Origin of the sequence: Arthrobacter sp. 260 (assembly GCF_013116745.1) — a bacterium.
Taxonomy (GTDB): domain Bacteria; phylum Actinomycetota; class Actinomycetes; order Actinomycetales; family Micrococcaceae; genus Arthrobacter_D.
Genome location: NZ_JABFOE010000021.1, coordinates 1 through 21,316, shown reverse-complemented (window position 1 = coordinate 21,316; position 21,316 = coordinate 1). Strand labels below are relative to the sequence as shown.

Sequence of the window (21,316 nt, the reverse complement as noted above, 5' to 3'; positions counted from 1 at the left end):
TGATGACCACCTCCTCCCTTATTGATCTTCTTGACGTCTTACGCAAGCTTGAGGCCGAAGTTCTTGCTTCTATGCCTACCGGCCTGCTGGTCGGCGGCCAGTGGCGGTAGGCGTCCGATGGCGGCACTTTCGACGTACATGATCCCGCGACCGGTGAGGTACTTGCGACTCTTGCCTCGGCGACTAGTGAAGACGCGGTGGCCGCCCTCGATGCCGCCCAGGCGTCCAGGCGTCCTGGGCGCGCACCGCTGCACGGGAGCGTGCCGAAATCCTGCGACGCGCATTCGACCTGGTGACTGCGTGCCAATGACTTCGCACTGCTGATGACACTGGAAATGGGAAAACCGCTGGCTGAAGCACACCGCGAAGTGACCTACGGCGCGGAATTCCTGCGCTGGTTCTCGGAGGAGGCCGTACGCGACTACGGCCGCTACCTCACCACCCCCGAGGGCAAGGACAAAATTCTGGTCCAGCGCAACCGGGCGGCCCGTGCCTGCTTATCACGCCGTGGAACTCCCGCTGGTGATGGCGACCCGGAAGGTGGCGCCCGCCGATCGCTGCCGGCTGCACCATGGTGCTCAAACCGCGAAACTCACACCGCTCACAGCCCAGCTGTTCGCCCAAACCACGCTCCGACGCCGGCCTGCCCGCCGCAGTGCTCAACGTCGTCGCCTCCGGCATCTACGGACCCCTGCTGAAACATTCCCGGCAGCGCAAGATCTCCTTCACCGATTCCACACCGGTGGGCAAGCGGCTCATGGCCGATGCCGCACAGAACGTACTGCGTGGCACCATGAGATCATGTGTCCACGATGTGCTGAGACAGGACACACAAAGCTATGAGACCCAGCGTCCATGAAGTGGTGCGGTCCAGTGTCTACGATGTTGCGAGATTACACACCAAGTCGCCAGACCGCCAGTACCATCCGCCCCTACCGACATCGTGGACAGGGTGTCTCACGACATCGGAGACAGCTGCATGGGGTGCTTGTCTGTGACATTCGATGAATGTCTAATCCTCTTTCGCCTCAGACTCGTGCCGCGATTATCAACTACGATCCGACCCAGCCGCTCGCCCTGTCGGTCAGTGAGTTCTGCCGCTCGGTGAAGATCTCGCGCAGCGTGTTCTACAAGATCCGCGCTCGTGCGGCACACGAGTTAACGGCAGCGCTGCATCCGCGCTCCCGCGCACTGGGACGGCCAGCCAGTCGGTACGGGCCCACGGTCGTTAACGAGCTCGTGAAGATCCGCAGACAGCTCAAGGCCGATGACTGAGACTACGACCCCCGCTCGGCCGCGGCCGTTATCGACTGGGCTTCCCGTTACCGTCAGCGCGGACCGGCCGGTAACGGTGCTTCGAGCCGGGCCCGCCACTGTCCGCCTCGGACGCACGCACGCCCGCCCGGACGTAGCGGCGGATCATCGCGATGCGGGTCAACCGGCAGGGGGTCCGGCGAGGATCGGGTACGATCTCGGAGTGCATCCCTCAACCGTGCACCGGGTCCGACCCGGTACGGGCTGGCCAGGCTATGTTGGCTCGACCGGGCGGGCCGGACAATCCGCCGCTACGAACACACTGCACATTGCTCGGACCGAGGCCTTTCGTCTGTCTAAACACATTCTGGAACTGGACGAGCAGCTCATTGGCCAATAAGCTGCAGCTGGATCAGCTGGTCAAGGCCAGTAAGGCTGCACCCTTGCTGCTGAAATAGAAGGGGTTCGGGGCGATCAGTGCCGCGAAGTGCCTCACCGCGTGATCACACGAGGGCAGGGTTCGTAGCGAGGCGTCGCTTGCTTCTCTGGCTGGGTGAACCCAATTCCGGCGTCTTCCGGGAACACGGCCAGACATCGGCTGAACCGGGGCGGCGACAGGGGCTGAACAGCGGGCTGCACATGGTCGCCGTCACGAGGATGACCCACGATCCTACAACCCGTGAGTACGTGGAAAAGCGACGGGCAGGAGGTCGGAGTGAGAAGGAAATCCGCCGCTGCATCAAACGCTATTTTGCCCGCCGTATCTATCGAACACTCAATGCCTCATCCGCGACTTGACAGACATAGAAGAGTCCACCGAGGCCAAACCTCACTCAAGGTCAACCACCAGCCAGCCGCGTCACCAACCTCTCCTAGCCGTCTTCGAGCTCGACAGGTGAAGCCGCAGCCACAACGCGAACAAGGGCCCGCTCCTGAAATCGGGCGGGCCCTTGTTATGACTCCCGGGGAAACCGAGGCCATCACCGAGCTATTGGCTGGAAGACCTGCTCAATCCCGTGCGGCTTGTTGGCTTCACCTGCCACAGCACACCATAGATGACCGCGGCGACAACCACGGTGAGTATGGGACCCCAAGTGGAACCTATGCCCGCCAACTCCGGATTGATTTGTCCAAGCTGCAACATGAAGATGCCAACCACCGTTGCGGTGGTCCAAGCAATGAGGCCGTTCGTGTTGATCGCTTTGTAGTGCCGATCCTCAATGGCGCTGTGCTCCTGCCTTTTGCCGCGGCTTAGGACAATATGGGTGAGCGCGATGGCTACCCACGCCGTCACGAGCACGCCCTGCCAAGCGAGTGCGAGCAGCAAGTACTGCACGATCGGGAGCAGCATAAGCAGGAAGATGATTACCGAAGAGAACAAAACCCAAACGAGGTTCGGCATCCTGAGACCAAAAACACGCTCGCCAAAAACCTTCAAATTTGCGGCACCGAGATAGTAATTCGCCGTGTTTATGCGGGTTTGCGACGCGAACACGATGAGGAGCCCAAGGATGCCCATCATCTGTACGATCCCCCCCGCTACACCAGTCTCGGTCACGTCCATACCCGGGATAGTGAAGGTGAGAAAGATACCCGCTACGGCAGAGAAGCCGAACGCGAGAACGTTGAAGACGGGACCGAAGGAGACCCACTGGTGGAACTTCGTGTCTTTGCGCTTACCTAGCGAAGCAAAATCCATCGTGAACATCATGAGGATCCATACGCCCATATATCCCACGAAGGTTGCTAGCCAACCTGGGCCGCCAAGAGCAAACTGAATCGGAGCTTCAGGTGCCTGAGTCAGCCAACTTTCGTTGTAGCCGTACAGAGACGCGGCCCAGATGACCGCGGCGATCAAGCCAAAGAAGTAGATCGGCAACAAAAACCCGTTAAGTTTGTCGAGGAATCGGCGCACACCGCCGATGATGAGCGGCGTGGAGTAGGTCACAACAATGAGACTCCACATCCACATCTCTCCGCCGAACTGGGTTTGGAAGGCGTATGCAACGATCGAGCCTTCGAACACCGCGTAGTAAATTGCGATGAGTGCGAAGATAATGGTCGCGATAGATGACCCCGCCGTGCCAAGAATTGTGCGCGAGAATTGCGCGACCGTGGTGCGATTGTTGATCGCGTACTTCGAAAGGACAGCGTTGATGACGCTGTAAACAATGATCGTGAGTGCGATGCCGACGAGCGCATTTGCCGTGCCGTATGCTACGGCCATCGCGGCGCCGACATAGACGTAGAACATGGCGCTAGCGACGCCATACCAGGCCATGGTTAGAGAGCCGCGGCTCATCTGATCGTCGTCGTTGCCCTCCCGGGCAAGCGCATCTGTTGCTTCGACGTCATCATTAGAGCCAGTCAGACTAGTTGACACGGTGATGCCTCCATTGGTGAATGAGTAGTGTGATTCTGCGGCGTCTCGCTGTGAAGCTGCTGATACAGCATTCTGTCCGGGTGACGGATCCGGATGCCCTCCCTGGTTCTGATATGGGTGAGCACGAGACGCCATGGGTGTTTATGAAAAATATCTCTTGGTTTATCGAGCTTGTGGCCACAAATCGAGGTACAAAGTAGGGGAGGGACCGGTGGGTTACCCGCCCCGTCACGCCAAAGGAAATTGGCCAGGTGCTGCACTTACGCGCTCCAGTGTGCGACGGATCGGCGTTGCATTTGTTCGCGATGCTGGCGCGTAGTCTTCGCGAAGAGCTCGCCAGTTCCCCAGTCGAGGATCACGCCGTGGCGACGGATGACGTCGAGCATGTCGATTTCACCACCGCAGTACTTCCGAGCGACATCGGCGGGATCAGCGTTCATCCACTCGCGGCGGTGCTCGCGTATCCACTCACGCATCGCGGTCGTAGCCTCAGAGTCGATCTCGTATTCGTCGAGTTCCGGATTGATAGGTGTGATTACCACGCCGTAGTCCTTCGCAGCACGCTCAACCGAGACGTATTCGTCAATGACGTCCTCAAGAACCTCCTCTGATGTTCGCTCCAGTGGGTCTCCGTAACCACCACCTCCGGCCGATGGACGGTAGAAGGTATCGCCCGGGCCTACAGGTACCGACGAGAAGATAGAGCCGAGGAAGCGCTCGTTCTCCGTGCCCCGATTCAGCCAGACGCCGTGAGGGATGGACGGTAGCCCGCCCTCGATTCCCCATGTAATGGATCGCGCTCGATCGCAGCAGTAGCTCATGACCGTCGACTCGGCGTCGGTGAGCGTGCCCCCCTTTTCGATCCCACAACCGCCACGGTATCGGCCGGGGCCGCCCGAGTCTGTGCCGATCTGGTGCATGTTTGTGATCACGGGCGAAAGGCGCTCCTGGCCTTCGCAGGGCTGCACGGCGAGGCCTACTCCGAAGACTGGCGCAGTCGCACTCGAGCCATCCTTGCTGATCCGGCCTCCCCAGCCTCCGGCCATCCAGTCGTACCACATGAATCTCGCCTTATCCTCGGTGCGCGCGTCATGCCCCCCGACCAGCAGGTACTCAAGATTGAACGAGCACGCCATCGCACGATCCTTCATGATTCCGGACCACAGCTCGAAGATCCCGTTCATAATTTTTTCATAGGGCCCCGCCACGGTGCCGGTGACTGCAAGCGGCCAGCCAGCATTCACTACGGTCCCCTCAGGCCCAATGTCGGCAGTAACAGCCGCGTAGAATCCCGAGTTCAGGGGAACGTCAGGAAAGAACGTTTTCGTGCCAGCGTATATCGCAGAAAACGTGGAGCCGTAGCCGGAGTTGAGGAACGCTTTAACTGCGGGGCCGCCCTTAAGGTCGTAATGCATGCCCTTCCCATCGAGGGTCAGCGTGACCTCGACCGGCACGAGACCCTCTTCGGCGCCCGGGTCTAGATCGAGATAGTCGACCGTACTCCAGGTGCCTCGCGGCAGCTCGGTGAGCCGACGGCGTACTGTGCGTTCGACGTAGTCTTGCGTCTCCTGCATCGCAAGGGTTACCGTATCGATGCCATAACGCTCGACCAGTCGTAGCACCTCCCGTTCGCATACCGCGGTAGCTTCCGATTGGGCGTGGAGGTCACCCATCGCCTGATCGGGAGCGCGCGTGTTCGACACGAGCAGCTGCGCTACATCGTGAAGGTAAGCGCTCTTTGACCAGATTCGCACCGGCGTAATCCGAAGGCCTTCGCTGAAGTGTTCTGTCGCGGACACGTCAAAGGATCCCGGGACGTTCCCGCCGATGTCGGCCCAGTGGCCTTTGTTCTGAGCGAAGGCAATGATGCGGCCCTCAGAGAAGATGGGACGCACAAAGGAGACATCGTTGAGATGCGTTCCGCCTCGGTATGGATCATTGATGGCGAAGACGTCGCCGGGGTGGATGTCGTCGCCGAACTCTTCGATCACAGCCTTGCATTGGAAATGCAACGTACCCACGTGTACAGCGATGTCAGCGGACCCTTGCATAACGGTGTTCCCGGTAGCATCGCATAGCGCAGACGAGAAATCACGTGAGTAGATGACGAAGGAGTAGCAGGTGCGCAAAATCTGCTCGCTCATGAGGTCGACACTCGTGGCAAAGGCGTTTTTCAGCACCTCGAACGTTACTGGGTCAAGGGTGGTCTCCCGCGCCAGGGTATTGGAGGGCACAAAGGTGTCGGTCATTAGTTCTTCTCCTCGAAATGAATACGGATGTTCAACCACTCATCGATCTCCGCGCGGGTCGAGGGTGGCACAACGGTGGTTGAATCGAACTGGCTGATGATGGCGGGACCCGTGAATCGGGTACCGGCGGCAAGCTCGTCCCGTTCATAAACTGGTGTGTCGAGCCAGCCCTCGTCCCGGAAGTAAACAGGTCGACGCTCGATCGGCTCAGTCGGCTCCTGCAGGAGCGATTCGGCAGGGCGGAAGGAGGGCTTCGGAATCTTCCCGACGGCGGAGAGGTGCAGCTGGTAGACCTCTACAGGTGTCTCGTCCTGACGGAAGGAAAACTCACGCTCATATTCCTCATGAAAAGTATGGAGCGCTTGCTCCATCGCTCCTGGTCCACTGCCCATTGGCACCTGCAGAGACCGCCACTGACCGCGGTAACGCATGGAAATCTTACGCTGCAGGATTGCGTTTTCATCACTGACCCCTTCGTGACGAAGCCGTGCGGACGCTTCCGTCTCTAGGCCAACGAATGCCTCTTCAACGGCGTCTTCGTCGGTCCCATCCACGAGACTCGTGAACATCTGCGCGAAATCATGTTGGATGTCGACGAGCAGACATCCCATGGCCGAGGTTACTCCTGGGTTCGGTGGGACGATCACAGACGGAATACCGAGCTCTCGGGCAACGTCAACGCCGTGGAGAGCGCCCGCTCCGCCGAAAGCAAGCAGGGCGAAGTCTCGAGGGTCGTAGCCTCGGCGAATTGAGACAAGACGCACGGCGTCCGCCATGTTCGCATTGGCGACCGAGATTATCGCTTGTGCTGCCTCCTCAAGGCCCATGCCAAGGGGCTTTGCGATGACTCGGTTGATTGCCTCCTCCGCCAGCGATCGATTTAGCGTCATCGCTCCACCCGCGAGCGAAGTGCCGAGCCTGCCAAGCAAGACATTTGCGTCGGTATTGGTTGGCTGTTCTCCGCCCGTGTCGTAGCATGCGGGGCCGGGTTCCGCGCCCGCAGACTGCGGTCCATTTCGGAGGGAACCGGCGATATCGATGTGGGCGAGTGATCCCCCACCGGCACCGATGGTGAGCACCTCGATCGAAGGGAAGATAATTGGGTGGCCGTACTCGACTTGCCACTCTTGTGTTATACGGAGCTCCCCGCCTGCTACCAGTGAGATGTCTGTGGAGGTGCCGCCCATGTCTAGGCTTACCGCGTTCTCGTACCCACACTGCTGCGCGATGTGCTTCGCCGATATGGCGCCAGCGGCGATGCCTGAGGCGGCAAGGCGCACGGGGAACTTCTCCACAAGACGTGGTGTCATGGATCCGCCACCCGAGTGCAGAAGCAGGAGGTCTCCCTGATAGCCGCCGTCCCGGAGCTCATCAGCGAGACGGTTCACATAGCCGGAGACCAACGGAGCAAGCACTGCGTTCGACACGGTTGTATTGAACCGTGGATATTCGAAGATCTCAGGAAGAACCTCGGCCGATGTGGAAACGGTCGCGTCGGGAATCACCTCCTCAATGATTTCGCGCATGCGGATCTCATTGGCTGGGTTCGCGTATGAGTTGAGGAAACACACCGCTATGGTCTTAACGCCGCGGCGTTTCAGCAGTTCGGCGAGCTTGCGGGCCTCCTCCTCATCAAGGCGGGTGATCGAGTGGCCTAGATAGTCTGTTCTCTCAGTGACTTCGAACCGATCGCGACGGCGAATGTAGGCTGGAGACACATCCTTATAGGCATCCCAGAGGTCGTCTTTCGTACCATCTCGAATCTCGAGGATGTCTCGGAAACCGCGCGTCGTAACTAGCGCCGCCGGCGGGAAGTTCCTAGTGATAAGTGCGTTGGTCGCCACCGTGGTCCCGTGCGAGAAAAGCGACACCTCCGACAGATTGATTTGTCCCCGCTCGACACCATTCATGACGGCGATCATCGGATCATAAGGTGTCGACGGCACCTTCGTGACGCGCATTTCTTTGCTTTCCTCGTCGAAGATGCAGACATCGGTAAACGTGCCACCCACGTCTACCGCAACTCGCACTTTGCCCATCGGTTTCTCCTAAGATCTTCATGAAATGAGTGGATTAACCTTCGCCCGCTATGAGATCTGTGTCACTGTAAATTAGAACGATTGCTGGAGCGTGGCTTGTAAAAATAACCAAAATGGCACATGATCGATGTGTGGATATCCCCAGCCCCGGGTCTTTCAAGCTGCATTCTGAAGGGCCGACCGCCGAAACAGTACGTCTTCGCGCCACACTTGAGATCGCGAACGCCCTCCTCGACGCAGTGTCTTCACAAGACCCCGTTCATGCCCTTACATCGCGCATAGGCATGATCTGCCGCGGAGCCGCTACCATTTATGATTACGAAGGTAAGATCGTCGAGAGCGTGGGCGGGGCTCCGACTCAGCTCATTTGGAACGAGGTCGAAGGGTCAAATCAACCCGAACTCGTCCTCGAGATTGGGCGTTGGCACGTGATGACGCGCCGCGTAGCCCTCCGGGCAGGGATCCACGTGATTGCGATCGCCAGTCGTAGTCTTGACACGCTCTCCGAAATAGGAGGGGTGCTGCTCGACACTTCAGAGCGATTCCTCGGAGCGGTCCACGGCATCCAGTACGGCGTGACCCTGCGAGACCGCCGCGACAACGAACAGCTCATCGCGAGTCTGCACGACGGCATCATCCCTTCACGCGAGCATCGTTTCTGGATCCGCGTTGCGCAGTTCCACTTCACGGCTTACTCCCCGCTGCGCGCCGCTGAACTCAGGCCTCTTAGCGGCAGTGCAGGTGCTAATAACGATGTCACACGCCTCGCTTCGCGCGCCCGCTCGAACGACATTCCCCTGCTCATCATGCTGCGCCGCGCTGAGCTGGAATCGCCAGCCGTAATCTCGGCGATCCTGCCGGCCACCAAACAGGCGACCCGGTGGCTCGACCTCACAGCATCCGAGTACCTCATCGGTGTCTCCGCCCCGTTTTCTGCTCTTGTCCAGGTCCCTGAGAGTGTGCGCGAAGCAGAAACGGCACTTGGCATTGCTGAAACTTGGGCCGCTGTGGCCCAAAGACCGGAATTGATCGGGCCCGTACGTATTGATGAAATCGACCTCTCCACCTGGCTACTTTCCCACGTGAATCCGGTGCAACTCCAGGCGCGAATTACCGCCACCTTGGCACCGGTGAACACAGAGCCCCTTCGGGAAACCCTCATCACGTATCTCGCAAACAACCAGAATGTAGCTCGTACCGCGGAGGCCCTGTATATCCACCAGAACACTGTGCGTTACCGACTAGGGCGCATTGAGGAGGCGATCGGATTACCCCTCGATTTTGCGCCTGCCTTAGCCAATCTGGTCCTCGCTCTCTATCCGGAGCTCGGACCTTCCACATCGGGTTCGAATGTTATCTCGACGCCCTAACAGGACGGGGTCCTTCGAAGCCCCTAGTCTGCATTGCTACGATAGTGCAGACGTACGGGCCTAAATCGAAAACGGTCCGAAAACTGGCTCTGACTAAGGTTTTATACGGGGAGCGGGACGTGTTGTTGGTTGCCTTGTGTGCCGATAGTTACCGATATGTCAACTAAAACCCGGCCGCCTATCCCTTCACCGCCGATCCAGGTCGAGGTCCGCCGGCAGAGGCGGAGCGGTCGTCGTTTGAACTAGGTTCATTTGGCGCTCTCCGGTGCAGTGGTATGGGGAGCACTGCCAAGCCTGGACCAGGCGGGCCTTGGGTCAGGGACCGGGCTCATTGGCGGCGTGCGTGGTGGTGCGACTGGTGGTGGCGTTGAGGATCGAGGCCAGGTCACAGTGCACGAACCGGCCGTGCAGCGCAGCAGTCCCGAGGGCCCGAGCCACGGCCGCGGTGCCGGCGATTTTTGCCAGGGTGACGGCTTCGGCCATTTTCACGTTCATCCGCTAGGTGCCGGCGGCGGCTGCTTCGATCAGCAAGGTCCGGGAGCCTTCCCCGAGGGCCGGGAACTCGGCCTCATCGCCGGTGCGGGCCTTGATGACTGTTAGGAGATACCAGCGACATCGACTGGTCGTCGACCTCGCCATTCTGGAAGCTCAAGCGCGCTATCCCCGAGCTTCCACGCGTCTTGCAGGTCGAGGTTGAGTCAGTTAACTGAGGTGAACAGTTGCTCGGCTCGCTCCGACGTCTGCCGCTCACCTGGCTGTCGAAAGGGCGGTGGTCTGGTGACGGTTTCGATGCGTGTGATGAGCGCGGGTGACGGCTATAAATACTTGCTGCGCACCGTAGCCGCCGCGGACGGTGACAGGTCGCTCTCGACGCCTCTGACAAGGTATTACGCTGAGGCTGGAACGCCGCCCGGTCAGTGGCTGGGGTCTGGCGTCGCCGCACTTGGCAAGGGCCAGCTCGCGATCGGTGATCGGGTGTCGGAGGCCCAGCTCCAGCTTTTGATGGGGATGGGTCGCGACCCGATCACGGGCGACCCGCTCGGGTTGGCGTTTCCTGCTTACAAGTCCCGGGCCGAGCGGATCGAGAGTCGCATCGCCAACCTCGACTTAGGCCTGAATCCTGGTGCAAAAGGCGCCGCGGTCGCACTGATTGAGGCCGAGGAGACCGAGCGCAGGACACGACGGGCGGTGGCGGGTTTCGACTTCACGTTCTCGATACCGAAGTCCGCCTCCGTGCTGTGGGCTGTCGCCGACGCCGGGACACAGGCGCTCATCGGGGAGGCGCACCATCGGGCGGTTGCGGAAATGGTTGCGTTCATGGAACGGGAGGTTGCAGCAACCCGCACCGGCGCAACAGCCGGAGATGGTGCCGTTGCACAAGTCAATGTCACCGGTCTGGTGGCGGCGGCTTTCGATCATTTCGACTCCCGCGCTGGCGACCCCCACCTGCACACGCACGTCGTCATCTCCAACAAGGTCCAGACGGCCTTGGATGGAAAGTGGAGATCTCTGGACGGGCGGCCGATGCACGCCGCCGTGGTCGCCCTGTCGGAGCTGCACGAGGCGGTGTTCGCCGATCACATGACCCGCACCTTCGGCGTCGAATGGGAAGCTCGCGACAGAGGCCGTGACCGTAACCCTGCCTGGGTGATCACGAGCGTGCCCGAGCAACTGTTGGCCGAGTTCTCTACCCGTGCCCGTCACATCGACGTCGAGAAGAACCGGCTGATCGCCGAGTACGTCGCCAAGCACGGACGCCAACCCTCTACCGCGACGATCATCAAGCTGCGCTCTCAAGCGACCCTGTCCACGAGACCGGAAAAGGAGGTGCGGTCGCTGGCTGACCTCACCGACGAGTGGAGGAGGCGTGCCACAGGAGTTCTCGGTCAGGACGCCGCTTCTTGGACCATGCGTGTGACCGAGACCGACACGCCATTGCTGCTACGCGCCGATGACGTGCCCTTGGACGCGATCGCCGAACTCGGGTCTTCAGTGGTCGAAGTGGTGGGCGAGAAGCGCTCGACCTGGCGCAGATGGAACCTGATGGCGGAGGCCGCCCGGCAGACGATGGGCTGGCGCTTCGCCTCCACGCTCGACCGGGAGGCGATCGTCGGGGTGGTCGCCGAAGCAGCCGAACGAGCATCGCTACGACTGACCCCTCCCGACCTTGCCACCAGCCCCGCGACATTCCGCCGCGTGGACGGGACCAGCGTGTTCCGACCTAAGCACTCCACCGTATTCTCCTCCGAAGAACTCCTCGCCGCCGAGGATCGGCTTCTCGACCGCTCCCGCGCCCTCACTGCACCCGCCATCCCGCTAGAGACGGTGGAGAAGATCACCGCTCGCCCTGACAGTGAGGGGCGGATGCTCGGCACGGATCAGGCCGACGCTCTGCTGAAGATCGCCGTCTCCGGGCGCGTGATCGACGTGCTCGTCGGCCCCGCCGGAACAGGTAAGACCACCGCCATGAATGCGCTGCGCAGGGCGTGGGAGACCGAACACAGCACCGGTTCTGTTGTCGGATTAGCGCCGTCTGCGGTGGCTGCTCAGGTTCTCGCCGACGATCTCGGCATCGCGACAGAGAACACCGCGAAGTGGTGGCAGAACCACCTCGTGCACGGGACAACGTTCGAGGCGGGTCAGCTGGTCATCATCGACGAGGCATCGCTGGCCGGCACCCTGTCCTTGGACCGAATCACGCACCTGGCAGAGCGCGCGGGAGCGAAGGCGCTGCTGGTGGGCGACTTCGCACAGCTCCAGTCCGTCGATGCTGGCGGCGCGTTCAACCTGATCGTGAACGACAGGGACGACGCCCCCGAGCTGGTCGACGTCCACCGCTTCGAGCACCAGTGGGAGAAGACCGCCTCACTGTCGTTGCGTCATGGACGTACCGAGGTGATCGACACATATCTCGACCACGACCGCATCCGGGAGGGGGACGCCGAGGCGATTACCGATGCGGCCTACGCTGCCTGGCACGCCGACCTGCAGGCAGGGCTGGTGTCGGTGCTGATTGCCGAGACCCGCAACGACGTCACAACCCTGAACAACCGCGCCCGTGCAGACCTGATTCTCGACGGCACCTTGAAACCAGGCCGAGAGATCGAGTTGAACGACGGCACCACTGCCGGGGTGGGGGACATGATCATCACCCGACGTAACGACCGCCGACTCCGCAACGGCAAAGACTGGATACGCAACGGCGACACCTGGATCGTCAGAGACGTGCACGAGGATGGCTCGCTCACCATCCGCAAAACCGGGCTGAGGTTCGGCGGCTCCATCGTTCTGCCGGCGTCGTATGTGGCCGAGCACGTCGACCTTGGATACGCTGTAACGGCCCACCAGGCTCAAGGCGTCACCGTCGACACCGCGCACATGCTGGTGGAGCCGACCACGACGCGGGAGAACCTGTACGTCGCTATGACCCGCGGCCGCCACTCCAACACCGCCTACGTCGCATTGGACCGGGCCGACGACCACGCCCACCCACACCCAGGCGACAACCCAGACGCCACCGCGAGGAGCGTGCTGTACGGGGTGCTCAAACACGTCGGTGTCGAGCTATCGGCGCACGAGACCATCACCGCCGAACACGAACAGTGGGGCTCGATCGCCCAGCTCGCCGCCGAGTACGAGACCATCGCCGCCGCAGCTCAACACGACCGCTGGGCCACCTTGGTCCGAACGCCCGGCCTCAACGAGGACCAGGCCGACGCCGCAATCGAGTCCGAGGCATTTGGCGCGCTCACCACCGAGCTTCGCCGCGCAGAGGCGAACCACCACGACGTAGATCGGCTGTTTCCACGCCTCGTCGCCGCGCGCGGGTTCGCCGACGCCGACGACATCGCCTCCGTCCTCCGCCACCGGGTCGCCGGCGCGACCGCACGCCCGGCCGGGCCCGGCCGCACCCGTCAGGCGCCACGTCTGATCGCCGGGCTCGTCCCACTCGCCGGCGGACCCATGTCCGACGACATGCGGCAGGCGCTGGGGGAGCGGCGCGAGCTGATCGAGGCCCGGGCCGATGCCGTCCTCGACAGGGGCCTCGATACGAAAGCCCTGTGGACGGAATCGTTCGGGATACCGCCCAACGATCAGAGGACGCGGGCGACTTGGCGAGGGTACGCACGGACAGTTGCTGCCTACCGAGACCGATACGGCATCAACGATGACGGCCCCCTCGGACAGGAACCGGAGGCGACCGCGCAGAAGATCGACGCCGTCCGCGCCAAGGCGGCTCTGGATCGCGCGCGCAGTCTTGTCTTTGGGACAGACGAGAGCCCGGAACGACCTCGTGGACGCGAACCGCTCGGGCGCTCCCTGTGACCTCGGGGCCTTCCAGGTGTCGCCACGACGTCGTATCGTGGTGGGCGAGGCGGCCTCTATATTGGCTCTGTCGCTCGTCGCGACGGTATGACTCTCCCAGCAACGGGCGGTCCTTTCAGGTTCTTGTCGCCGAACCTCTGGAGAGGACTGTCCATGTGCCGACTCATCTGGGCCCTCAGCGTCCGCACCCGGTACTTCCTGCGGCGCTACATGCCCACCAACATCCTGCTTGACGCGATCCATACCCGCCGCGGCCTGAAATGGGGCACCCCGGCGATGCTGCTGGCGATCCCGTACCTATACGCCGCAAGCATCTGCGTGCAACTCATCGAGGAAGACGGTCCGGGCTGGCTGCATCTGCTCGTGCTGCTGTTCATCTACAACGCGATGAAGTTCACCATCATGGGACCGGTCAGCATCGTGCTCCTCCTGCGTTCCACGGCCGCGCGCCTATAGTGAGGCCATGGCGATCAGACGAGACGACCAGGGCAACCTCTATTCGGATTACGACTGCTCCCAGTGCGATACGTCCGGGCCGCACTATGCCAGCTTCCCTATCGGTGACAGCCCCTTCTTCCAGTGCGCAGTCTGTATGAGCCCGGTCGGCGACTCCTCGCCGCTTCCTCCCGGCACCTGAGAGCCTCCAAAGATCTCAGAGGGATGCCATGTACCCTTTTGGCATGCCTGAACCGCGTTTCCTGAAGCTTGACGACGTTTGCGATGAACTGAACATTTCCAATTCCCAGGCGTACGCTTTGGTGCGCTCCGGGGATCTGCCTGCCATCCAGGTGGGCGGGAGGGGTTATCTTAAGTTTCGAGCCGTGTTCGCCGAGTCATTCTGCGCTTGACCTGCGCAAGCGTTCCTATCCAGTCTTTTGGTGATGGTGAGTATCGTGGGTTTCGATAGGCCGTGTTGAGCATGTTTGTGATGGGGGGAGGGGCACGATGGCGGAGAAACGCTTCCTGACTCTGGCTGATGTGGGAGAGGTTTTGAACATCTCTTCGTCCCAGACTTATGCGATCGTTCGTTCTGGTGAATTGCCGGCGATTCAGGTGGGTGGCCGAGGTCAGTGGAGAGTTGAGGCTTCTAAGCTTGAGGAGTATATTTCGGATGCTTATGAGCGCACCGCTGCCTCGATCAAGGAGCTGAGCTCGCAGGTAGGCGAGGAGATTGGCTCCTAGATGGTTGACCTGAGAGATACGACGGATCCCTGTTGAGAGTGCTCCTTGATGAGCATCTGGTTGATTCTTCTGGCCGCCCGCAGCTCATCCTGAGCGTCTTCCAGATCGTCCCGTAAGAGACTGCTGCGAGTCTGGGAATCTTCGAGGTCCAGGCGGGCGCGTTCGAGGGACCGTTCAAGTAGCCCGATGCGGGTTTTAAGTTCACCTGAGGTTTCGAGTTCAAGCTGCTCACCGATCTTGTTTCTCAGTGCTTTCTTCAGCTGCTCCCTTTCCGCGGCGGTTTTTGTGAGCCTGGCGTTTAGCATCGAGACTTCATTGCGCAGGCTGTTGATGGTGGGCGCAGAACCGGTCGATTTTCTAACGGTGTCCTCTTTTGCGTGGCTTTGTGCGGCAGCGCCACGTATGGCTTCCAGAAGGTCCGGCACGTTATAGATCAGCCAGGTGCTTACTCCAGCGGACCGGGCGATGCCCGCGGTAGTGATCGACTGTCCTGCCTTTGTATGCGCTGCTATTGCCTTGAGTACTGCTTCACGCCGTCGTTGGCTATCGGCTTTTTTGGCTGCGATGAGCCGTGCTGTACGTAGTGCGGACTTGTTCGTTGTCTCGTTGTGGTGAGTGTTCATGCTTCCTTGGGCGTCAGTGGCAGGAGCTTGCGTGGAATGGCGGTAAGCGGGTCCTGGGCCGGCGCGGTGGAGAGTGCTTGTAGGAGTTCGGTTGCCCGGTCGATTTCGTTTTGTTCTGCTGGGGAGAGTCTGGTCTTGGTGTCGGCGAGCAGTCGCCTGATTTTGCGGTAGGAGTCTATTTCGGCGGTGAGGCTCTCGAGTACCCAGGTATCGGCGATTGGTCGGGCGAGTTCGAGGTCGGTTGTGAGTGCGACGATGTGAGCGTCGATCAGGGGTAGGTGGGATACGTTGGCGCGGAAGTAGGTGCATCCACCGCATTTGCTGCGTGCCGGGCAGGCCTGTCCGCCAGCTTTGACGTTGGATGGCTCTGTGCAGAGCCCCAATGGTGTGGCTACGGATGCGCGGGTGTACGCGGGATAGCTGTGCGGGGGTTGCGGGGCTCCGTGGCGATCGATGGTGGTGCGATCGACGACGCGGATGGCATCGGCTTTGCGTTGCCGGTTGATGCGGATGTACCCGGCGGAGGTTTCGAATCTTTTGTGGTTCATCAGTTCCTGGATGACGTCCGGAGCTGTGTTGTTATCGGAGAGCCTCTGGGCATAGGTGTGCCGCCATGAGTAGAGGCGCAGCCGGGACCGATCGAACGGTTCGGCTACGCCGCCTGGTCCTTGGGTGTGGCCGGGCAGGTTCTTGATGCGTTGGATCCACCGCCAATAGACGGTGTGATACCCGCCGATCGTTATAGGTTTCCGTGCTGCTGGTCCGAATCCTGAGAGCGAGGGAAACATGAGGTCAGCGGCACGTGGTTCTATGTCGGTGACCTTGTCGAGGCGGTCGGTCCACGCTGTGATGATCCGTGCTGTGGAGTGGTGAATGGGTAGTTCCACGCCGATGTCCCCGGTTTTTGGGGCGTCGTAGCGGATAAATGGCCGTCCGTCATCGTAATGCTGGAGCGCATCACGTTTGAGGCCGAGAATCTCAGAGGGGCGACGGCCTAGGTCGCGCAGCAGTTGATAGATCGTTTGGTGCATGTGGTTGCAGAGTTCGGCGGGACGGCCGTTGGTGTAGGGGTGATCGCCGGCGACGGTGAAAAGGTGAAGGTTCTCGTCCAGCACCTTGATGACCTCGTCCGGAATGGATTTGTTGACCGTGCTGCGCTTGCGGCCGTTGGCGATGGTGTCCGTGGCGAGAAACCGGAATGTTGGGGCCAGACCTTGAAGCGCGTCAAGTTCTCGTCCTTCGTGCAGGAGCCTACGGAATCGGTGGAACTGCTCGTATCTGTACCGTTCTCCACGCGGCGCACCGTCGTGGTTTTCCAGCGTGGAGTAGGCCTGGAATACCGCTTTCGCGTCAGCCCTTCCCAGCCGATCCGGGCTGGTTCCATGTGGGCGGCGTAGCAGCGCGTCTGAAGCGATGCTGCAGGAGCGGATCACGTCGCGGATCTTATCCGCTGGCAGTTCAAAGGCGGCGGCGTATTCCTTGGCCGCGTCGCGTAGCCAGTTGATTCGGACCGGGCGGAAATCCAGCGTGCCTTTCGAGCAGATGGTGTCGCTGCCAGACTGTGCCCGGAGCATGAGGACCGCGGCGTCCCAGACGTCGTCTTTCCTCGTATCGGTACCGGTGTGCTGGTACCGCCAGCGGGCCGACCACATCCGTCCGTAGTTCGTGAACCCCTTCTGCAGCTGCTGATTCGTCGTGCTCGCCAGCATGATCTGGTGAAGCTTCTCCATCGTTCGTGCCCCATGTTCCAAGGCGATGGTGATGCAGCGCCGAAGCACCCAGGGATCCAACCGGTAGCCCTCCTCGTCACGCTGCTGCAGGGTCAGGAGGAACTCGTGCCGAAGAATCGGTGGAAGATCCACCAGAGAAAATTCGGTGGTAGACCACTGTTGGCCGATGGGACGCGGGACAGCGGTGAACTGCTCAAGAGTGATGCCTTGACGTTTGAGCCGTTTCCACTGGAAGTGATGGCCGAGACACATTGCCTTCTCGAAACGCCATTCCTCTGTCCGGCATCCCGGCACGGTGCACTGCTTCCCGCGTGGGAACACGCCACGGGCGGCGGTTTGATACTTTTCCAGCGGGTAGTCTCCGCCTGCGCTAGTGAGGCGTTTCCGCCAGGCGTGATAGTGGTGGTAGCAGAGCCCGTGATGGCTCGATAGCGCCTTGCAGGACCGTCCGCTGACGGTAATGGTGCACCGTTCTTTCGCTTCCGCCGCCCGGCTAACGGGACGACCTGTCGGGTGCCCGCTTTTCGCGCCACTCCTGATCGTCGATTTGCAGGGTAGGCAGAGAGCTCCGTTGCTGCGTGCCAACCCGGTGCAGCCGGAAGCGGTGCACGGATAGGCGGCCGTGAGCGGGTTGGAAGGATCTGAGGTGAAATGCCAGAGCTTGCTGTCCCATTCGCTGGGCCGCCAGTTTCGGTTGATGCGTTGCTGCAGGAACGTGAGGTAGGTCCCCGCTTCGGGGCTGGGGGACTCTGTGAGCAGCATGTGCCGTGAATCAGCTGCCATTGTTCTCGCTACTTGCGGCTGTGACCGATTCGACCGCTGCTCTCATTTCCTCCGCCGAGGCGTGCAGGTAGACCTGTGTCGATTCGAGGCTTCTGTGGCCTAGCAGTTCCTGGACCACGTCGAGGGGGTGTCCTGCCCGGACCCACCTGGTGGCGGCGGTGTGCCGGAGCTGATGCGGGCGCACCCGCATGGTTGTCTTTCGTTCCCATCGTCTAAACATGGCATGGACGCTGGCGTAGCGCAGCGGCTCATCGGGTCGGCTATTACGGGAGTAGAGGTTGAGGAAGACGTAGTCGCTGAAGGTCCCGCCGAGGAGCTGGTGGCGCTCATCCTGATAGGCGGCGTACGCCTGCGTCACGTCATCCGTTACGGGAACGCTGCGAGTGTCGTGCGATTTGGCTAGGGCACCGTTGCTATTGATCCTGCGGTGAATGTGGACATGCGGACCGCGTTCGAAGCATCCGGCGTGGGTCGACTCCGGTAAAAAGTGGAGGTCTTCCAAGCGCAGGCCCAGAGCCTCTCCCACCCGTAACCCGCAGTGCAGCAGCAACCGGACCAGCAGCGCGTCGCGCGGATTCGTCGCGCACACCATCAGCTCTGACTCAGCAGTGCCGCTGATCGGCTGGGGGTGCTTCGTCATCTCCCGTGCTTTGAGCATTCGGCTCAGGCGCGGCACTCGATCGGGATCGCCGCTGCCGTCTCGTGCCTTAACGGCCCGTAGTCCAGCGTGATCGAAGAATCTCCGATCAACGTCAACGTCGCATATGCCCTCATGGGCGCAAAACCTCAAAAACTGCAGTACCGCGACGATATACACATTCACCGTCTTTCCCGATCTGGGGCGCTGCCCAGGCACCGCTTCCTGCAGGTGCAGTTTGTACCTAATGAGATCCAGCAGTGTCAGATTGCGCCAGTCGACCCCTTCCGCAGTCGCCCAGGTGAGAAAGGCCGCCAACTTTGTTTGATACGAACGCTGGGTATTGGCTGAACGGCCCGCCTGGCTCAACCACAGTGAGTAGAGCCGGCTCTCCTCAGACATTGTGAAAACCGTGTCGACGACGACGTGGACCCGCTCACCGCCAGAAAGAGGCACTTCTACCGCGCTGAATTTGGTCACGCTGCCTGACCCTACCCCGCAAGCGAACGACGTCAAATCAACGCAAGCTATTTCACCGGGCTACTTCAATCAAAATGAATCCAAATGAATTAGGCCGCATCAAACTACATCCCAGCGAGGAAGGGCTAAGTTCAACTTCCCGGCGTGCTGCCGACTCGCAAGCACCAGCTCGCTAGGTCGAAACGGGGGCGGTGTCGTCTGGCTGGGATCGGGCCTGCGTCGTACGTCGTCCATCAGGTGGAACTTCGTCATCATCCAGTTTGAACTAGTTGGATTACGGTCATTCGCGGGCAACGCTCGCCTTAGTGTGGAAGGCATGCTTCACCTGATTCGCCGATCCCGTGTACTTGCGGCTCCTCTGACAGCGGCTGTGCTGCTGGTCTCATTGTTTGTCCTTGAACAGCGCCACTTCGACAGCAGTAGTGCGCTACTGCTGGCCCTGCTGTTCGCTGTGGCGGCCGCAGAACTGGTGCCCGCCGCAGCAATGATTTTCGTTCTGATCGCTCTGGGGCTGCAGGCTACGGGCATCATGCCTCCCGTGATCCTGAGTGGAGTCTCCAGCTATGTTGCGGTCCCGGTGGTCATTTTCTTCGCCACTTTGGTTTGGAAATCCGGACCTCGATGGGTCACGCCGGTTGCGGCCGTCGTGTATGCCGCATTGATTACCGTGATCTGGTTCCAGGATTCTTCGTGGATCACCTATGTCTTCGGGGAACAACTCTATGACCGCGCGCTCATCCAAACCGCGGTGTACGCGTTCTTGATCTTGGGCGCTTTCGCCGCCTTCCACCTCACAGGGTGGGCGTTAGGAGCCGCAGTAAGCGCCGCCTCGGCCAGTAGCCGAGCGCAGGCCCAGGCAGAGGAAAAGCTCCGTGAAACCGAGATTGAGCTTCTCCTCGAGCAGGAACGAAACAGAATTGCCAGGGACCTTCATGACGTGCTGGCTCATTCGTTGGCGGTGATCATCGCCCAGGCCGAAGGAATCCGCTACATTCACCGCCTCGAGCCCGAAGCAGTCGAAGAATCCGCGACCGTAATAGCCGACTCAGCACGTCGGGCTCTGGTGGACACACGACGCCTGCTAGAAGGGGTCTCACCAACCGGCCCCACTGAGGAGCGGGATCCGGACGATAGAAAAATCGCGGACCTCATCCGGCGCTTCACTAGCAGTGGAATGCCAGTTGCCATCCAGTCGACGGGAACCCCTTGGGAGATGAGCGTGGATCTAGAACTAACGGTGTATCGGCTTACCCAAGAATCCCTCACAAATGCCTTCAAACACGGCGATCGCGAGGCCGGAGCAACGCTCACGACCCGCTGGACTGCGGACGGCATGGAACTGGCCGTATCGTCCTCGTTTCGTCCCAGCGAACATCACAGGCGGCACTTCGAAACCTACTCATCAGGGCGCGGTATAACCGGTATGCGCGATCGTGCCGAAGCGGTCGGAGGGTGGCTGGAAGTGTCCATCGCCAACGGCGTCTTCGAAGTCACCGCTTTCATACCCTCGCCCCACGGTATAGATCACCATGCCCTCCGTTTGGACCCCCAGCCGGCCCTGGTAGAGGGTGTACGGCTATGACCCCGAATCAAGCGCCCAAAATGAGGGTGGCGATGGTTGATGATCAGCCTCTCTTCAGCGCCGGTCTGAAGATGATTCTCAGAAGCCAGCCCGACATGGAGCTCGTCGGAGAGGCCGTCGACGGGGAAGCCGCCATACGGCTAGCCGAAGAAGTCCACCCAGACGTGATGTTGATGGACATTCGTATGCCACTCCTCGATGGCTGCGCCGCGACCAAACACATCACCAGCTCCAGTAGCACTAATGCCATCAAGATCATCGTGTTGACCACCATCCAGCATGACCAAGCGGTCGTGAGGGCTATCCAAGCCGGCGCCGCGGGATTTCTCACCAAAGACACAACCCCGGAATTCTTGCTCTCCGCAGTCCGGACCGTTCACTCCGGGCATGCTGTCATCGCCCCCGCGATAACCAACGACCTGCTCCGCGACTACACCACACCAACGGCAGTAAGTTCGGCAGCATTGGACGTCCTCTCGGCACGCGAACGGGAAGTTTTCAAGCTTGCCGCAACGGGAATCGCGAACACCGAAATAGCACAATCGCTGGTTCTCAGCGAAGCAACAGTCAAATCCCATATCGGCAGCATCCTGACCAAACTCAAGCTGAAGAACCGGATTCACCTAGGTTGTGTCTGTTAATTGTGGATTCGGTGGAATGTGACCATTGCGGTGAGTA

14 protein-coding genes and 6 pseudogenes are annotated in these 21,316 nt (G+C 60.7%); 13 read left to right on the top strand and 7 right to left on the bottom strand.

The window, feature by feature from the left end; all coding sequences use genetic code 11:
• Nucleotides 1–323 precede the first annotated feature (323 nt).
• From HMI57_RS19440 to HMI57_RS19245, 5 genes and pseudogenes are all read left to right on the top strand, one after another.
• Nucleotides 324–416, top strand: a pseudogene (locus HMI57_RS19440) (hypothetical protein); the annotation flags it as partial.
• 155 nt (nucleotides 417–571) lie between these two features.
• The gene (locus HMI57_RS19435; RefSeq protein WP_267313555.1) at nucleotides 572–859 is read left to right on the top strand and encodes an aldehyde dehydrogenase family protein; all 288 of its coding nucleotides are present in this window, start codon (nucleotides 572–574) and stop codon (nucleotides 857–859) included.
• Nucleotides 860–1,008: 149 nt separating this feature from the next.
• A pseudogene (locus HMI57_RS17445) lies at nucleotides 1,009–1,272 on the top strand (IS481 family transposase); the annotation flags it as partial.
• 119 nt (nucleotides 1,273–1,391) lie between these two features.
• A pseudogene (locus tag HMI57_RS19250) lies at nucleotides 1,392–1,593 on the top strand (IS481 family transposase); the annotation flags it as partial.
• A pseudogene (locus HMI57_RS19245) lies at nucleotides 1,577–2,052 on the top strand (transposase); the annotation flags it as partial. The pseudogenes HMI57_RS19250 and HMI57_RS19245, both read left to right, overlap by 17 nt.
• Before the next feature lie 190 nt (nucleotides 2,053–2,242).
• On the opposite strand, the gene HMI57_RS17435 reads toward HMI57_RS19245, so the two are convergent.
• The 3 genes from HMI57_RS17435 to HMI57_RS17425 all read right to left on the bottom strand — a co-directional run bounded on the left by HMI57_RS17435 (nucleotide 2,243) and on the right by HMI57_RS17425 (nucleotide 7,925).
• Nucleotides 2,243–3,637 (bottom strand): permease, encoded by a 1,395-nt coding sequence (locus HMI57_RS17435; protein WP_171587273.1) that lies wholly within the window; start codon nucleotides 3,635–3,637, stop codon nucleotides 2,243–2,245.
• A gap of 260 nt (nucleotides 3,638–3,897) precedes the next feature.
• Entirely contained in the window at nucleotides 3,898–5,886 is a 1,989-nt protein-coding gene (locus tag HMI57_RS17430) for a hydantoinase B/oxoprolinase family protein (protein ID WP_171587272.1), read from the bottom strand.
• The gene (locus tag HMI57_RS17425; RefSeq protein ID WP_171587271.1) at nucleotides 5,886–7,925 is read right to left on the bottom strand and encodes a hydantoinase/oxoprolinase family protein; all 2,040 of its coding nucleotides are present in this window, start codon (nucleotides 7,923–7,925) and stop codon (nucleotides 5,886–5,888) included. Before HMI57_RS17425 ends, HMI57_RS17430 begins: the two co-directional genes overlap by 1 nt.
• Before the next feature lie 131 nt (nucleotides 7,926–8,056).
• Between HMI57_RS17425 and HMI57_RS17420 the strand changes: the two genes are divergently transcribed.
• Nucleotides 8,057–9,295: a helix-turn-helix domain-containing protein gene (locus tag HMI57_RS17420; protein ID WP_346655260.1), complete on the top strand. Its 1,239-nt coding sequence runs from the start codon at nucleotides 8,057–8,059 to the stop codon at nucleotides 9,293–9,295.
• 307 nt (nucleotides 9,296–9,602) lie between these two features.
• Here HMI57_RS17420 and HMI57_RS19640 read toward each other — a convergent pair.
• Nucleotides 9,603–9,877 (bottom strand): annotated as a pseudogene (locus tag HMI57_RS19640) (hypothetical protein); the annotation flags it as partial.
• Nucleotides 9,878–10,084: 207 nt separating this feature from the next.
• On the opposite strand from HMI57_RS19640, the gene mobF reads away from it, so the two are divergent.
• The 5 genes and pseudogenes from mobF (at nucleotide 10,085) to HMI57_RS17385 (ending at nucleotide 14,803) form a co-directional block, all read left to right on the top strand.
• The gene (gene mobF / locus HMI57_RS17405) at nucleotides 10,085–13,621 is read left to right on the top strand and encodes a MobF family relaxase (RefSeq protein ID WP_171587292.1); all 3,537 of its coding nucleotides are present in this window, start codon (nucleotides 10,085–10,087) and stop codon (nucleotides 13,619–13,621) included.
• A 153-nt stretch (nucleotides 13,622–13,774) separates the two neighbouring features.
• The gene (locus HMI57_RS17400) at nucleotides 13,775–14,077 is read left to right on the top strand and encodes a sulfate permease (RefSeq protein WP_171587267.1); all 303 of its coding nucleotides are present in this window, start codon (nucleotides 13,775–13,777) and stop codon (nucleotides 14,075–14,077) included.
• Nucleotides 14,078–14,084: 7 nt separating this feature from the next.
• A complete protein-coding gene (locus HMI57_RS17395; RefSeq protein WP_171587266.1) occupies nucleotides 14,085–14,258 on the top strand; it encodes a hypothetical protein in 174 nt (57 codons plus the stop codon).
• Between the two features lie 43 nt (nucleotides 14,259–14,301).
• Nucleotides 14,302–14,424 (top strand): annotated as a pseudogene (locus tag HMI57_RS17390) (helix-turn-helix domain-containing protein); the annotation flags it as partial.
• 142 nt (nucleotides 14,425–14,566) lie between these two features.
• Nucleotides 14,567–14,803 (top strand): helix-turn-helix domain-containing protein, encoded by a 237-nt coding sequence (locus HMI57_RS17385; protein WP_171587264.1) that lies wholly within the window; start codon nucleotides 14,567–14,569, stop codon nucleotides 14,801–14,803.
• On the opposite strand, the gene HMI57_RS17380 is transcribed toward HMI57_RS17385, so the two are convergent.
• Genes HMI57_RS17380 through HMI57_RS19240 form a run of 3 tightly spaced genes read right to left on the bottom strand, consistent with a single transcriptional unit; the run spans nucleotide 14,800 to nucleotide 18,579 of the window.
• Entirely contained in the window at nucleotides 14,800–15,426 is a 627-nt protein-coding gene (locus HMI57_RS17380) for a hypothetical protein (protein ID WP_171587263.1), read from the bottom strand. The two genes, HMI57_RS17385 and HMI57_RS17380, sit on opposite strands and share 4 nt — an antisense overlap.
• The gene (locus HMI57_RS17375) at nucleotides 15,423–17,939 is read right to left on the bottom strand and encodes a site-specific integrase (RefSeq protein WP_171587262.1); all 2,517 of its coding nucleotides are present in this window, start codon (nucleotides 17,937–17,939) and stop codon (nucleotides 15,423–15,425) included. Before HMI57_RS17375 ends, HMI57_RS17380 begins: the two co-directional genes overlap by 4 nt.
• Nucleotides 17,929–18,579 carry a tyrosine-type recombinase/integrase gene (locus HMI57_RS19240; RefSeq protein ID WP_228721192.1) on the bottom strand — a complete coding sequence of 217 codons (651 nt, stop codon included), beginning with the start codon at nucleotides 18,577–18,579 and terminating at the stop codon, nucleotides 17,929–17,931. Before HMI57_RS19240 ends, HMI57_RS17375 begins: the two co-directional genes overlap by 11 nt.
• An 847-nt stretch (nucleotides 18,580–19,426) precedes the next feature.
• Here HMI57_RS19240 and HMI57_RS17365 point away from each other — a divergent pair.
• On the top strand, nucleotides 19,427–20,638 hold the full coding sequence (locus tag HMI57_RS17365; RefSeq protein WP_171587260.1) for a histidine kinase: 1,212 nt from the start codon (nucleotides 19,427–19,429) through the stop codon (nucleotides 20,636–20,638).
• Nucleotides 20,639–20,670: 32 nt separating this feature from the next.
• On the top strand, nucleotides 20,671–21,279 hold the full coding sequence (locus tag HMI57_RS17360) for a response regulator transcription factor (RefSeq protein ID WP_267313554.1): 609 nt from the start codon (nucleotides 20,671–20,673) through the stop codon (nucleotides 21,277–21,279).
• The last annotated feature ends 37 nt before the right edge of the window (nucleotides 21,280–21,316 follow it).